Below are 13860 nucleotides of genomic sequence, written 5' to 3' on the forward strand. Positions count from 1 at the left end.
CAATTTACAAACAAATTTATTCCCGCGAAGACGGGAATCTCATTCTTTCCCTCTGCATCAATATTTTTACAGTATTATCTTGTCGTAAAAGGGTAGACAAACTACTTTTGCACTTTGATAAAAACAATAACTCCATGAATATTTTAATCTTAGGATCTGGCGGAAGAGAGCACACATTTGCATATAAAATAGCACAAAGTGAGCAGTGCGAGACACTTTTTGTAGCCCCTGGAAATGCAGGAACAGCTCAAATAGCGACCAATGTTGCTATAGGTGTTACTGACTTTGATGCTATTAAAGATCTTGTTATTGATAAAAATATTAAAATGGTGGTCGTTGGTCCTGAAGATCCTTTGGTGCAAGGAATTTATGACTTTTTTAAGGCAGATGAGCAGTTACAAGACGTAGCGGTCATTGGCCCGTCTAAAGAAGGAGCTAGGCTAGAAGGAAGTAAAGAGCGGGCTAAAGAGTTTATGATGGCTCACGGTATTCCAACAGCGGCCTATGAAAGTTTTACCGCACAAACAGTAGAAAAAGGACATGCATTTCTTGAAACTTTACAGCCTCCATATGTGTTAAAAGCTGATGGACTGGCAGCAGGAAAAGGCGTATTGATTATTCAAGACTTAGAAGAAGCAAAACATGAACTTGCTAAGATGCTAGACGGGAAGTTTGGTGAGGCAAGTACTACCGTAGTGATTGAAGAATTTCTAGATGGGATCGAATTGAGTGTATTTGTACTGACCGATGGGAAGAATTATAAAATCCTTCCTACTGCCAAAGATTACAAACGCATAGGAGAGGGGGATACAGGATTGAACACAGGAGGAATGGGCGCCATAAGCCCTGTGCCTTTTGCAGACGACGCTTTTATGCAAAAAATAGAAGATCGTATTGTAAAACCCACCATTGATGGGCTTTCCAAAGAACATATCGAATACAAAGGATTTGTCTTTATCGGATTGATCAAAGTAGGGGATGAGCCTAAAGTGATTGAGTACAACGTACGTATGGGAGATCCAGAGACAGAAGTCGTTTTACCGCGTATCCACAGTGATCTTGTACAATTATTTGAGGCAGTATCTAATGGGACATTACATGACCAAGAACTGAAATTAGACAAAAGATCAGCAACCACAATAATGCTAGTTTCTGGAGGATATCCAGAAGCGTATGAAAAAGGGAAAGTGATTTCAGGATTAGAAACTATAGAAGATTCTATTGTATTTCATGCAGGAACTACCACTAAAGAGGAAGCTATTGTGACCAATGGAGGGCGCGTACTTGCGGTCACTTCCTTTGATGATAATTTTAAAGAAGCCATAAAAAAATCCTATCAAAATATAGATAAACTACATTTTGATAGGATGTATTATCGTACAGATATAGGTTTTGACCTATAATTTGTGTTCTAGTTCACTATCGCTTCCTAAGAAACCGTGAGAAATAGCATCGCGTCTTTCTTCACCTTCTTTATTATGATCTACAAGTTGTAGCATCCAATAGACAATGGCAGCACAACAAATAAGCATAAACAACCAGTTGATTCCGTTTGCTGCCCACCAGTTTGTAAGCTCTGTCTCCATAAGTGCATTAAATGGAGCAAATAGTGTTTCTTCTGCAAATTCTTGTATTCCTTCAAAAAATCCTTTCAAACTCATAAGTTCGTATGTTTACAATAATGGTATCTTAGCTATACGTAGAAGTACTACTTCATACGATAGCGCAAAAATAGAAAAAACCACCTATGCTCACAAGCTTTTTTAGCACATCAAAGCCAATACATACCGTTATTGTCTTATTATATATGTCTGTAAGCTATTTTTTAGCGAATAATACCTTATTTTCTGATGGTTTTTCTTGGATTGTGTTCCTACAATCTATAGGTGTATGGTTTTTGTTTATTCTCACTATGTTTATTCTCAATTTTGTATCCCAGAAAAACGAACTGACGAAGCGAAACTCCTATAGAATTCTATTATTTGCCATATTTTCATCTGCATTACCTGTAGCATTACAAAGTCCTAAAATTATGATAGCAGGTGTTTTTGTCATGCTAGCCTTACGACGTATCCTTAGCTTTCGATCAGGTCTTCATATGGAGCGTAAGTTGTTTGATGCAGGTTTTTGGTTATGTCTTGCCTGTATTACATATTTCTGGACAGGAACATTTTTTGTGCTGATCTTCGCAGGACTTTTATTTTACGGAGGCGCCACCTTACGCTATTGGTTTATTCCCTTACTGTCTGTTATTTGTGTCGCAGTATTGTGTACTTGTTATGTTATTTATATAGGTGAAGATCAATCTTTTGTATTAGATGTAGTAGACGATTTTTCTTTTGATTTTTCATCCTACACCTCTTTGCAGATACTCATTCCTATTGCTGTTTTTTTAACGCTTTTCTTATGGACAATTTTTAGATACATACAAGACTCAAAACGAGCGACTATTGCCCAGCGCCCTTTATATTTGTTGGTTATGTTTATGGCATTCATTGCCTTAGGGATTATCACAATAACAGAGGCCAAAACGGGAGCCGAATGGTATTTCTTCCTAATCCCTCTAGCGATTATGATAACTAACTATCTTGAAAATGCCCCAGGAAAATTCTTTAAAGAGTTTTTGTTATGGATCCTTGTTCTGTTGCCTTTTACTCATTATTTCTTGTCGTAAGGATGCCCTTTAAAGTGATAATTTGCAAACAAATGATCCTATGTTAGCAGGTTTTTAAGAACACAAGAATACTATTACAAAATATGATACCTTTGCATTCGGAAACAAAAAAAGCGTACGCGATTACAACATAAATGTCTAATTGTGATGCTAAACGTCCGAGTTGCTTTTAAATAGCAATGTAAAAAGAGATAACCAGAAAACACAAAGCAAAAGGCATCACAGAATAGTTACACATTTTAGAACAGCAAAATTATGTTTACAGATAAAGCAAACCGTATTTTTAGAGAAGCGATAGAAAATTACCATATTATCAATACGGTAGATCAAGCTTTTGAAAACACCTATGATAAATCTGAAGATCTGATCGGTCATCTTCTATATCGTAAATGTTGGATAGATACCGTACAATGGCATTATGAAGATATTATCCGTGATCCACAAATTGATCCTGTAGCGGCACTTACCCTAAAACGTAAAATAGACGCCTCTAACCAAGATCGTACAGATATGGTAGAGTATATTGATAGCTATTTTCTAGATAAATACAAAGGAGTGCAGGTAAAAGAAGATGCGACGATCAATACAGAAAGCCCCGCTTGGGGAATAGATCGTTTGTCTATTCTTGCCCTTAAAGTGTACCACATGCATGAAGAAGCGACTAGAGAAAATGCCACACAAGCACATCGAGATGCGTGTAAAGCAAAATTAGATGTACTTCTAGAACAACGCGCAGACCTTTCTACAGCCATAGATACATTATTAAAGGATATCGCTCACGGCGATAAGTATATGAAAGTATACAAGCAAATGAAAATGTACAATGACGACGAGCTCAATCCTGTCCTTCGTAATATAAAAAAGTAAGTATCAAGGATACGTGAATCCAACAATATTTAAACATAAGAAGTATAAAGATATTTGGATAGACTTTATAATTTTATGTGCTCTTTTGTTATTATACGCATACATTTTTATACAAATAAGTAGAAGTCTTTTTTATGATGTAAATATAGGATTATGGCTTTTTGTTATAGTTGTAAGCTTTATCATAATTACACATATTAGAATAATTAAAAATAAACTAGAGTATACTAAAGTTGATAAGAATAAAACAATAGTATTAGATAATGATACTCTGGAGGCACTAGTATATGCAAATGGAAATGTAGTAGAAATAAAAAAATCTAACATTTCCAAAGTTGCTTTATTTGATTCTTGGGAAATGGGAGTGATGCCTTATTTTTCTTATTTTGAAATACATTTAAAAGACACAAGAAAAATTATTATTACACATCGAACAGCAAGTATAAATGATTTTTCAAAGCTGTTGAAAGGAAAAAAAAGGACGACTCAAACATCATGGATTCCTTGTATTAAAAAGCGTCATAACGATTTTATTTAATTCATTTAAAGTAATGCAACCACCACAACACATCCTTGTTATTCGCCTTTCGGCTATGGGCGATGTGGCGATGTTGATTCCTGTGGTATACGCTTTCGCGAAAGCGAACCCAGAAACAAAAATTACCTTCCTTTCCAAACCATTCTTTAAGTCGATTGTTGACGCCCTACCCAACGTGCATTTTTTGGCTGCCGAAACAACGAGTCAGCATAAAGGCATTGTAGGAATTTGGAAACTGTCTCGCCAACTCAAAAAACAAGGCATTACACACGTCGCCGACATGCATCATGTGTTGCGATCAAAAATGCTTCGTCTTTTTTTAGGACTTCCCAGTGCTATAATTGACAAGGGAAGAGCCGAGAAAAAAGCATTAACCACTCCTAAAAATAAAGTGTTTAAGCCACTTAAAACGACTATACAACGCTATGTTGAGGTGTTTGAAAAACTAGGGTTTTCAGAGATTATCCCTCAAACACTTCCTAGGCCTGATGTAATCGAAGAGGTGCATCAGCTCATAAGAAAAACAACGCATCAACTGATAGGAATTGCGCCATTTGCCGCACACCAAGGAAAACAATACCCGTTGGATTTGATGAAAGAAGTGATTCAGAAATTAGAGCAACAGTCGGAAATCCATTTATTTTTATTTGGCGCTCCTAATGAAAAAGAACCTTTACAAACACTCGCAGAAGGTTGTAAAAACACAACGGTCGTTGCTGGTATGCTAAAATTCCCACAAGAAATAAACATGATCGCCCAACTAGATGTAATGCTCTCTATGGATAGTGGCAACGGACATCTTGCTGCTATGTTTGGTATTCCTACGGTGAGTTTGTGGGGAGTCACCCATCCGTATGCAGGATTTGCGCCTTTTCAACAAGAAAATCATTGCCTACTTTCTGATAGAACAAAATATCCTGCCGTCCCGACGTCTATTTATGGGAATAAAGTACCTGAAGGATATGAAGAGGTAATGCGAACCATTACACCCAAAATGATTGTTACAAAACTCATGAGTTTGCTTTAAAATAGTGGAGATTTCTAAAAAAAAGCGCTACTCTTTTAAAGTCTACTTAAATATTTGCTACTAGTCTGGAAGATTATTTACTATGCGCGCATACTATTTTTGTATCTTTGAGTTTCTAATGACACGATTATGATCCAGAAAACACCACTTACCGAACTTCTTAATATTAAACATCCTATTATCATGGCCCCCATGTTTTTGGTGTCTAATGTAGCTATGCTTAAAGCGGGAATGGAATCTGGAATTGCAGCCTGTGTCCCGGCACTTAACTATAGAACGATTGAGGAGTTGAAAGCAGCGATTATAGAACTCAAAGCTGCCAAAGTACCTGGAGGCGCCTTCGGAATCAATCTGATTGTCAATAAATCAAATCTTAAATATCCCGCACAATTAGAAGCAGCTTGTGAATTGGGGGTAGATTTTATCATTACTTCCTTAGGAAGCCCACGACAAGTGATTGAAGCAGCAAAACCCAAAGGCATTAAAGTTTTTTGTGATGTCGTAGATCTTGCCTATGCTAAAAAAGTAGAAGAAATGGGTTGTGATGCGTTGGTGGCTGTCAATAATGAAGCGGGTGGACACCGAGGAGATGCTACGCCAGAGGCATTGATCAAAGAATTGAATGAAAATTGCGCTATTCCTGTCATTACTGCAGGAGGGGTAAGTAATAAAGCAGATCTAGAGAGAGCCATGTCATATGGGGCGGTTGGTGCCAGTATTGGGAGTCCGTTTATAGCGAGTGAAGAAGCGCCTGTTTCTCAAGAATACAAACAAGCCTGTGTAGATTATGGAGCAAAGGATATTGTAATGACACAAAAAATATCAGGAACGCCATGTACAGTGATTAATACCCCTTACGTTCAAAAAATAGGCACCAAACAGACTTGGATAGAAAAGATACTGAATAAGAATAAAAAGCTTAAAAAGTGGGTGAAGATGATTCGTTTTGCCAAGGGGATGCGGGACACCACAAAAGCAGCCCAAGGAGCTACTTACAAAACCGTATGGGTAGCAGGACCGTCTATTGAGGAAACCACAGCCATTGAGCCTGTGAAGACGATTATACAAAGATTTATTAGTGAAACTCAATCTTGAGAAGTCTGTAAGACGCACTCAATATTGCAAGTTGAACTAATCCCGCTTTTGCTGAACTCGTTTCAGTATCTAGCGGGATCTTTACAATATTAAGTAAACTCAATCTTGAGAAGTCTGTAAGACGCACTCAATATTGCAAGTTGAACTAATCCCGCTTTTGCTGAACTCGTTTCAGTATCTAGCGCGATCTAAGCATACTATTTTTTAGTTTAATGTATTTTTCTGCGACTTATATAAAGGCAATTTACCTCAAATACCCCAACTGTTTCAAATCTTCTACATTTTCAGCGATTTCAGTTGTGCCTTCCACCAGCACTAAATTTCGATCCGAAATATCCAGAACATCGCTATAATAATGATCGGTGAGGAGGATTCCTTTTTTCGCTTTAAGCGAAAGCAAAAACTCCTTGATCACCTCTTTATACAAAGGCTCAATCATAGAGAAAGGTTCATCTAGCAATAAAAATGGATGCTCTAGATGCGCCACTAGTAGCAATTCCAAATAGCGAAGTTCGCCAAGGGATAACGTACCGACTTTGTGCGTGGCTACTTTTTCTATAAAAGGTGCTCTGAAAATAAGATCTTGATCATCGCCATCTTGATAAAATAATGGAATCACATCACGGACTTTCAAATGTTTGGGTAAAAAATGATCCTGTGGTAAATACCCGATCAGCTGATTTGGAATCACGTCTTTAGGACGTATATTTTTGTTGTCTATTCGTACGTCTATGGAGTCGGCTTTAAGGGTGCCAAATAGTATTTTTAATAAAGTAGACTTTCCAGAGCCGTTGCGACCAAACAAGCTTATGATTTCGCCTTGAGCGAGTGTAAGACACACATTTTTTAAGACCTCTTTTTTCCCAAATTTCTTGGAGGCATGTTGTATGTGGAGCACTTTTTTCATTGTACGATAGCGATAATGCCTATGAGAAGAATAGCAATAATAAGGTTAATGTACCACGTGCGCATGATGAGGTGTAATCGTGTAAAACCAAGATTATGATACATATAATATTGCGCTTTTTGGAAGTAATTAAAAGCCAATACGCCTAAACCCGTCCCAAAAACACCAAAAATCAATACACCATTAAATAAACGATCGATGATCGTGTCATACATCGCTGCGCTTGCAAACGAGGTAAGCAGCGTAATGGCTAGTGTATATAAAGTTACATCCCGATAATACGTCCACATGAGGCGAAAATTACAAATTCAGAATTTTAAAAATCTAAAAGAAATGGTAATTTAAAAAAAGATCGTTCACTTCGTTTACTTATAGAAAATAGATCGCTTGCGTTGCTCGCTGTTAGAATATAGACAATAAAAGGTCAGGCCTAGAAACTGGGAATTAGGATCGTTTCGCTTCTAGAATCAAGAATCAAGACTAAAAAAATAGAGTAACACTCTAAATTAGAGTATTACTCTATTTTTTAATTTTTCTAAGAGTGAGATATGCTCACGTTCTAACGACTACCGACTAAAAACTAGACGTCATCATAATCTACCACAATTTTCGCTGAGGTAGGATGTGCTTGACATGTGAGAATGAGTCCTTCGGCGACTTCACTATCGGTTAGGATTTGGTTTTTCTCCATAACGGCGGTTCCTTCTGTAACTCGAGCGATACAGCTACTGCACACGCCTCCTTGACAGGAATGAGGGGCATCTATATCTTGATCGAGTGTAGCGTCTAGGATAAGGGTGTCTTGAGACATAGTAAACTCAAATTCTTCGTCGTCTACAATAACTTTAATCTTGGACTGTCCGTCTAGGGCTTCTTCGATAACAGAGGCTTCTGTAGAAGCGGTAAAAAGTTCAAAATGGATCTTTGACGGGTCCGTACCGTTTGTTTTCAATACATTACTGACTTCTTTGATCATAGGTTCAGGACCACAGAGGTAAAACGCATCAAAGTTATGTGAAGCATATTTATTTTTAACCACAAAGTTGACGGTAGATTTCATAATACGTCCAAAATGGGCGCCGTCTTCTCGCGACTGACTGTAAATAAATTCAATAGAAAAGCGGTCTTTATATTGATCTCTTAGGGCGAGTAATTCGTCTCTAAAAATAGCTTCTTCAGGACGTTTGTTTCCGTAAACAAGGACAAAGCTGCTTTCGGTACTATCTTCGAGCGTGGTTTTGATCATGCTTATAATAGGCGTGATTCCTGACCCTGCAGCAAAGGCGAGATAGGCTTTTTTTGCTTTCGCGAAAGCGGAATCCAATAGAAACCTTCCTTCAGGAGGGGCTACGTCAAGAACATCGCCTTCCTTTAACTCATTATTGGCGTAGGTCGAAAAGGTACCGTTCTCTACTTCTTTGATGGCAACGCGTAATTCCCCACTTTGAGGAGTGCTACAAATGGAGTATGCACGACGTACTTCCTGACCATTGATGTCTGTTTTTAAGGTAATATATTGACCTGCCTGATAGTGAAAGGTGTCTTGAAGGTCAGTGGGAATCGAAAAACCAACAGAAATAGCTTGCGCGGTTTCTCTGATAATAGATTGTATTGTAAGTTTATGGAAATTTGACATCGTATATTTTTGAGCGCAAAAATACAAAGGATTACGATGACGTTGTAACATTTCACATTTTTTAAACACTAACAACCCGTAAACAATCAAGAGCAATGATTAAACAATTTTTAAATCTAGAATGGAAAGGCTTTTTTAGAAAAGCATCATTCCAAACGAATCTAGCGCTTAAAATCTTAATGATTTTTGGGGTACTATCGATGATTACATACTTAGCCTTAGCTGGTGCTTTTGTGTATTTTACACTTGAAAAAATGCACTACGAGCCTTTCTCTACGGTCAATAAATTTATAATTTATTACGTGGTGGGAGATCTCATCATACGGTATATGGGACAGAAAATGCCTGTCGTTAATATTAAACCATTGTTGCTACTCCCATTTAAAAAAACGAAAATTGTCAAATTTGCATTAGGTAAAACGGTGCTCTCTTTTTGGAACTGGATGCACGCCTTTTTCTTTATTCCTTTTTCTATCGTATTAATTGCACACGATTTTAATCCATTAGGTGTTTTAGCTTGGCATGTAGGGATGGCAGCATTTATTTATGCCAATAACTTTATTAATATTTTCTTGAATGATAAGTTATGGCTTGTGCTTGGTGTGGGAGCCATTTTTGCCATCTTTGGGTTTGCGCAATATTATGGCTATTTTGATATTACAACATTTACACAGCCTTTCTTTCAGGGGTTATATGAACAGCTATGGTTTGCGCTATTTCCAATAGTACTCTTGGGGATTGTAGCGAGTATTGCATTCAAGTATTTTTTAGCAAGATTATATTTAGATGCTGGTTTGGCTAAAAAAGTAAGTGAAGCCTCTGGAGGAGATCTAGGATGGGTAGATCGTTTTGGAAAACAGTCTACGTTTCTTAAAAATGATATCAGACTCATCTTAAGGAATAAACGTTCTAAAACAACGGTATTTATGAGTGTGATGTTTTTGTTTTATGGGTTATTGTTTTTTGGAGGATTAGTAGAAACGTACGAAGGACCTTTTTGGAGAATGTTTGCCGCCGTATTTGTTTCTGGGGGGTTCTTGTTTAGTTTTGGGCAGTTTGTGCCTAGTTGGGATAGTGCCTACTATCCGCTTATGATGACGCAAAACATTGCATATAAAGAATATTTACGATCTAAATGGTTACTCGTAGTCATTGCGACTGCAATATCTACCATATTGTGTATTCCATATGTTTATTTTGGATGGGAAGTACTCGCAGCTATTATTGTAGGAGCGATCTTTAATATGGGAGTGAATGCGCATTTGGTCTTATTGGGAGGTGCCTACATTAAAACACCTATAGATTTGCAGAGCGGTAAGAAGGCCTTTGGAGATAAGAGTTCCTTTAATCTTAAAACGCTTTTAGTGAGTTTACCTAAAATGCTTGGCCCCATGGCACTTTATGCCATCGGACACTTTACATTAGGTCCTGTGTCTGGATTTGCACTGGTTGCTATTGTGGGTCTCGCGGGATTTGCCTTGAGAGATAAAGTATTTGATCTTATTATTAAGATCTACAAAAAAGAAAAATATAAAACATTACAAGCCTACAAACAAACAACATAAGACTATGATTGAGATACACAACTTATCAAAAAGCTATAACGGAGTCACTGTTTTACATTTAGATCGTATAAGCATTCCTAAAGGACAAGCTTTTGGCCTTGTAGGAAATAATGGCGCTGGAAAAACCACCTTATTTAGTAGTTTATTAGACTTAATACAGCCCACCACGGGATATATTAAGAACGGTGGGTTTGAAGTTCACAAAAGTGAAGCGTGGAAATCGCACACAGCTTCTTTTATCGATGAGAGTTTTTTAATAGGGTACCTCACACCTGAAGAATATTTTTACTTTATAGGAGATTTACGTGGAGAAAATAAAGCCGATGTAGATACACTGCTTGCTGGATTTGAGGATTTTTTCAATGGTGAAATTATTGGGAAGCGTAAATATTTACGTGATTTATCAAAAGGAAATCAAAAAAAGGTGGGGATTGTAGCGACCTTAATAGGGAGCCCAGAAGTCATCATCTTAGATGAGCCTTTTGCAAATTTGGATCCTACCACCCAAATACGATTAAAAGGTATTATCAAAAAACTAGCCGCAGATAGAGATGTAACAGTTTTGGTATCTAGCCATGACTTACAGCATGTCACAGAGGTATGTGAGCGTATTGTCGTTCTAGAAAAAGGAGAACAAGTCAAAGATATTATGACTTCTCCAGAAACGCTGAAAGATCTTGAAAAGTACTTTTCTGGAGAAGAGGTTCAGTAATCTTTTTTCATAAATAAAAATTACAGAAAGGTGTAAACGCTATTTTCTTAGGGTAGAAATACATAAGAAAATAGCGTTTATTGTTTTTATAGAAAGCACTCTAGAAGGTCTGTTGCGCCAATTTTAAAGCGGTAAACTCTCGATTTTTTCAAAAAGAAGTGTATTTTTACGGGCTTCCATACTAAAAATGGTCATTTTCTGTTTTTATCAAAAAACAATGTGAGTTTGAAACTAGGTATAAAATATTGTTGTTGCTTTTTCTTTTCAGTTTTGTTCTTAACAAGCTGTTCACGTAAAAAAAATTCATTTGTAAGCCGTAATTTTCATGCGGTTACTACAGAATATAATACGTTATACAACGGAGAAATTGCCTTAGACGAAGGGCGAACGTCCTTGATCTCTACTTTTAATGATAACTATTGGGATATCCTTCCTGTAGAACGTATTGCTTTTAAAGAAGAGCTGTCTATTCGTCTTAACGATGATGAAGGAGATCCTAACTTTTTAAAGGCAGAGGAGAAAGCGATCAAAGCGATACAAAAACACTCCATGAAAATAGATGGAGAAGAATATAACCCTCAAGTAGATGAGGCTTTTATGTTATTAGGGAAAGCGCGTTATTTTGATCAGCGTTTTGTACCTGCTTTAGAAGCTTTTAATTACGTACTAGCGTACTACCCAAAAAGTAATAATATCGCACAGGCTAAGATTTGGAAACAGAAAGCAAACATACGCCTTGACAATAATGAAGTAGCTATCGAGAATCTACTCAAGATTTTCAAAATAGAAGATAAACTAAAAGATCAGGACAAAGCAGATGCGTATGCTATGTTGGCACAGGCCTATCTTAATCTAGAACATAAAGATACAGCGCTTGTCTATATGAAAGAAGCTACAAGGCTGACTAAAAAAAATGAAGAGCGCGGTCGGTATAATTACATCAAAGGACAACTTTATAATAATTTAGGACATGCCGATAGCGCAAACATGGCTTTCCAGAATGTGATAGATCTGAATAGAAAGATTCCTCGTAAGTATTTGATCAATGCCTATGTGGAGCAAGCACGTAATTTTGATTACGAAAAAGGAGATCAGGTTGCATTATTAGAACTTTTGGAGGATTTACAATACAACAGAGAGAACCGACCTTTTTTGGACAAAATTTATTACGCAAAAGCGGAGTTTTTCAAAAAAACGAATCAAATAGATTCAGCACTTGCCAATTACAATAAGTCTTTACGACAAGATTCCCCAGACAAGTATTTAAACTCTAGGGATTACTTAGAATTTGCTGAGTACAATTTTGATAATGCAAACTATCAAACAGCAGGTTCTTATTACGATAGTGTGTTGGGAGAATTAGATGATCGTACGAGAGAGTTTAGAACGATTCGAAAAAAGAGAGAAAATCTGACAGATGTCATCAAGTATGAAGAACTCTCACAACGCAACGATAGTATCCTGCGATTAACATCACTCTCTGAAGAGGAGCAGCGTTCATTTTTTGCAGCTTACATTGAAAAAGTTAAAGAACAAGAACGTCAAGATTCCATAAGTCGGGTAGAGGAAATTCGAAATAATGAATTTTTTACTAGTAACAACAAAGCTGGTGGTGGCACATCAGGCGGAAATCGATTAGGGAGTAATGCGCGTTCTGGAAATGAGCTAGGAGAGTTTTATTTTTACAATACAACGGCAGTTGCTTATGGTAGGCAGGCGTTTACAAAGCGATGGGGCAAACGATCTGCTATAGATGGATGGCGTGTCTCTGCGATACAAAATAATAGTCTTAATGCTGGTGGACTCCCTTCTCTAAGCGCCTCAGGAGACGAAACCACATCACTCTCTGTCGATGATTATTTGGCAAGAATTCCTAAAGGTGAAAAAGCGTTAGATAGTCTTAAAAAAGAACGTGATTTCGCTTATTTTCAACTAGGACTCATTTACAAAGAGAAGTTTAAAGAATATCCACTAGCCTCTAGCAGATTAGAAAAACTTCTTGAATTTGTACCTGAAGAGCAATTGATTTTACCAGCGAAATATAATCTGTATCAGATTTATACACAGATGGACGCTTTGTTCCCAAGCGAAGCACATGGCGCGAAAGCAACTAACTATAAGCAAGATATTACAACCAACTATCCAGATTCCAGATACGCAGCTATACTGAATAATCCAAATACAGCACTAGAACAGGATGCTTCCTCTCCAGAAGCTATTTACAATGGATTGTTTAGAGAATTTCAGAACCAACGTTTTGAATCTTTATTAACAAGTCTTGAAGAACGAATAGAACAATTTTATGGAGATCCTTTTCTGCCAAAATTTGAATTACTTAAAGCAACAGCTTTAGGCAGGTATAAAGGATATGATGCTTATAGAGAAGCCTTAAAATATGTAGCTCTTACGTATCCACGAAGTGAAGAAGGCAAGAGTGCACAACAATTACTTAATAGGGCTATTCCTAAAATGAAATTTAGAAGCTTTGCAGACGAGGCTACAGCTACTAATTGGAAAATGGTATATGTGTTTAATAACTCAGACATACAAGATGCGACTGCTTTAAAAGAACAATTAGACGCTGCCATAGAAACCTTGGGATACACCAACTATGCAACTTCTTTTGATGTGTATAATGATCGCCAATCTTTCATTGTAATTCATTACCTAAAAAGTAAATCCCAAGCCGAAGGGCTTACAGAACTACTGGCGATAAACAAAGATATTAAGAAGCCTGTGACGAAAGAAAATACCATTATAGCCTCAGAGAATTATAAACTCATACAACTTCATAAAAACCTCGAAGATTATATACTACAAAGCACAAAATAACCCTTAA

Annotated in this window: 13 protein-coding genes; 9 read left to right on the forward strand and 4 right to left on the reverse strand. The window is 37.0% G+C overall.

Features of this window, described 5'->3' with window-relative positions; translation table 11 throughout:
- Positions 1–134 precede the first annotated feature (134 nt).
- Entirely contained in the window at positions 135–1403 is a 1269-nt protein-coding gene (gene purD, locus ACFO3O_RS07685; protein ID WP_379978008.1) for a phosphoribosylamine--glycine ligase, read from the forward strand.
- Here purD and ACFO3O_RS07690 read toward each other — a convergent pair.
- Complete coding sequence (locus ACFO3O_RS07690; protein ID WP_379978009.1) at positions 1398–1661, reverse strand: DUF6341 family protein; 264 nt, start codon at positions 1659–1661, stop codon at positions 1398–1400. The two genes, purD and ACFO3O_RS07690, sit on opposite strands and share 6 nt — an antisense overlap.
- A gap of 86 nt (positions 1662–1747) precedes the next feature.
- Between ACFO3O_RS07690 and ACFO3O_RS07695 the strand changes: the two genes are divergently transcribed.
- From ACFO3O_RS07695 to ACFO3O_RS07715, 5 genes are all read left to right on the forward strand, one after another.
- A complete protein-coding gene (locus tag ACFO3O_RS07695; RefSeq protein WP_379978010.1) occupies positions 1748–2674 on the forward strand; it encodes a DUF6427 family protein in 927 nt (308 codons plus the stop codon).
- A 255-nt stretch (positions 2675–2929) separates the two neighbouring features.
- Positions 2930–3541, forward strand: coding sequence for a DUF4254 domain-containing protein (locus ACFO3O_RS07700; RefSeq protein WP_379978011.1), 612 nt, complete (start codon positions 2930–2932; stop codon positions 3539–3541).
- Between the two features lie 13 nt (positions 3542–3554).
- On the forward strand, positions 3555–4079 hold the full coding sequence (locus ACFO3O_RS07705; RefSeq protein WP_379978012.1) for a PH domain-containing protein: 525 nt from the start codon (positions 3555–3557) through the stop codon (positions 4077–4079).
- Positions 4080–4092: 13 nt separating this feature from the next.
- Entirely contained in the window at positions 4093–5106 is a 1014-nt protein-coding gene (locus tag ACFO3O_RS07710; protein WP_379978013.1) for a glycosyltransferase family 9 protein, read from the forward strand.
- 129 nt (positions 5107–5235) lie between these two features.
- A complete protein-coding gene (locus ACFO3O_RS07715) occupies positions 5236–6201 on the forward strand; it encodes an NAD(P)H-dependent flavin oxidoreductase (protein WP_379978014.1) in 966 nt (321 codons plus the stop codon).
- A gap of 244 nt (positions 6202–6445) precedes the next feature.
- Here the strand turns inward: ACFO3O_RS07715 and ACFO3O_RS07720 are convergent, their stop codons facing one another.
- The 3 genes from ACFO3O_RS07720 to ACFO3O_RS07730 all read right to left on the reverse strand — a co-directional run bounded on the left by ACFO3O_RS07720 (position 6446) and on the right by ACFO3O_RS07730 (position 8744).
- A complete protein-coding gene (locus ACFO3O_RS07720; protein WP_379978015.1) occupies positions 6446–7108 on the reverse strand; it encodes an ATP-binding cassette domain-containing protein in 663 nt (220 codons plus the stop codon).
- On the reverse strand, positions 7105–7398 hold the full coding sequence (locus ACFO3O_RS07725; RefSeq protein WP_379978016.1) for a hypothetical protein: 294 nt from the start codon (positions 7396–7398) through the stop codon (positions 7105–7107). Before ACFO3O_RS07725 ends, ACFO3O_RS07720 begins: the two co-directional genes overlap by 4 nt.
- A 290-nt stretch (positions 7399–7688) precedes the next feature.
- Complete coding sequence (locus ACFO3O_RS07730; protein WP_379978081.1) at positions 7689–8744, reverse strand: 2Fe-2S iron-sulfur cluster-binding protein; 1056 nt, start codon at positions 8742–8744, stop codon at positions 7689–7691.
- 95 nt (positions 8745–8839) lie between these two features.
- Between ACFO3O_RS07730 and ACFO3O_RS07735 the strand changes: the two genes are divergently transcribed.
- The 3 genes from ACFO3O_RS07735 (at position 8840) to porW (ending at position 13853) form a co-directional block, all read left to right on the forward strand.
- A complete protein-coding gene (locus ACFO3O_RS07735; protein ID WP_379978017.1) occupies positions 8840–10309 on the forward strand; it encodes a DUF5687 family protein in 1470 nt (489 codons plus the stop codon).
- Positions 10310–10313: 4 nt separating this feature from the next.
- Positions 10314–11021, forward strand: a complete 708-nt coding sequence (locus ACFO3O_RS07740) for an ABC transporter ATP-binding protein (protein ID WP_379978018.1) — start codon at positions 10314–10316, stop codon at positions 11019–11021.
- Positions 11022–11246: 225 nt separating this feature from the next.
- Complete coding sequence (porW, locus tag ACFO3O_RS07745; protein ID WP_379978019.1) at positions 11247–13853, forward strand: type IX secretion system periplasmic lipoprotein PorW/SprE; 2607 nt, start codon at positions 11247–11249, stop codon at positions 13851–13853.
- The last annotated feature ends 7 nt before the right edge of the window (positions 13854–13860 follow it).

This window comes from Dokdonia ponticola, from assembly GCF_042653865.1.
In the GTDB taxonomy this organism is placed as follows: Bacteria; Bacteroidota; Bacteroidia; order Flavobacteriales; family Flavobacteriaceae; genus Dokdonia; species Dokdonia ponticola.

Bases quoted from the DNA above. Each gene is read 5' to 3' on its own strand.
- ACFO3O_RS07700 (WP_379978011.1), top strand. From the start codon at position 2,930: ATGTTTACAGATAAAGCAAACCGTATTTTTAGAGAAGCGATAGAAAAT.
- ACFO3O_RS07740 (WP_379978018.1), top strand. From the start codon at position 10,314: ATGATTGAGATACACAACTTATCAAAAAGCTATAACGGAGTCACTGTT.
- ACFO3O_RS07730 (WP_379978081.1), bottom strand. From the start codon at position 8,744: ATGTCAAATTTCCATAAACTTACAATACAATCTATTATCAGAGAAACC.
- ACFO3O_RS07695 (WP_379978010.1), top strand. From the start codon at position 1,748: ATGCTCACAAGCTTTTTTAGCACATCAAAGCCAATACATACCGTTATT.
- ACFO3O_RS07690 (WP_379978009.1), bottom strand. From the start codon at position 1,661: ATGAGTTTGAAAGGATTTTTTGAAGGAATACAAGAATTTGCAGAAGAA.
- purD (WP_379978008.1), top strand. From the start codon at position 135: ATGAATATTTTAATCTTAGGATCTGGCGGAAGAGAGCACACATTTGCA.
- ACFO3O_RS07735 (WP_379978017.1), top strand. From the start codon at position 8,840: ATGATTAAACAATTTTTAAATCTAGAATGGAAAGGCTTTTTTAGAAAA.
- ACFO3O_RS07725 (WP_379978016.1), bottom strand. From the start codon at position 7,398: ATGTGGACGTATTATCGGGATGTAACTTTATATACACTAGCCATTACG.
- ACFO3O_RS07720 (WP_379978015.1), bottom strand. From the start codon at position 7,108: ATGAAAAAAGTGCTCCACATACAACATGCCTCCAAGAAATTTGGGAAA.
- ACFO3O_RS07710 (WP_379978013.1), top strand. From the start codon at position 4,093: ATGCAACCACCACAACACATCCTTGTTATTCGCCTTTCGGCTATGGGC.
- ACFO3O_RS07715 (WP_379978014.1), top strand. From the start codon at position 5,236: ATGATCCAGAAAACACCACTTACCGAACTTCTTAATATTAAACATCCT.